1 protein-coding gene is annotated in these 483 nt (G+C 72.5%); it reads right to left on the minus strand.

What is annotated here, in order from left to right:
- Nucleotides 1-483: hypothetical protein (locus ACLD7X_RS18635; protein WP_411425168.1), on the minus strand; the 483-nt coding region annotated here is incomplete at both ends.

The raw sequence follows: 483 nt of genomic DNA on the forward strand, positions 1-483 counted from the left end.
CCAGTAGGTGCCGCCCGAGGGGGAGGTCTGTTCGCTGAGCGCGCGGTCGGCGTTCGGCAGGCCGAAGAGCAGGAGCAGCAGCAGATCGTTGCTGACCCAGGGGTCGTCGTACCAGAAGGTATGCGAGGTGGCGGGGGTGTTGGGCATGTCCTCGGGCCGGATCTGGAGGATGGTCATGCCGAGGTCGGAGGAGGCGCCGAGGAGCCAGCGCGCGGCGTCGGGCGAGAGTTCGCGGAGATCGGGCCGGCCGGCGCGCGAGGCGCGGTTAATCGTCTGGGCGAGGCGCAGCGCGCTGTCGCCGAGGTTGACGGCGGTGGTGACGCGTTGGGCCAAGGGCGCGTAGGCGGCGAGGTCGTCGACGAAGCGGCGGAAGTCGGCGTCCGGAGCGGCGTGGTAGACCTCGCCCAGACGGGCATCGGGGGTCTGGGCCGCGAGGAGGGCGAGGCCGGCGCTGCCGACGGTGCCGCCGGCGCTGTAGGTCAT

The sequence above is a fragment of the Aphanothece microscopica RSMan92 genome, assembly GCF_046613545.2.
Lineage (GTDB): Bacteria > Cyanobacteriota > Cyanobacteriia > PCC-6307 > Cyanobiaceae > NIES-981.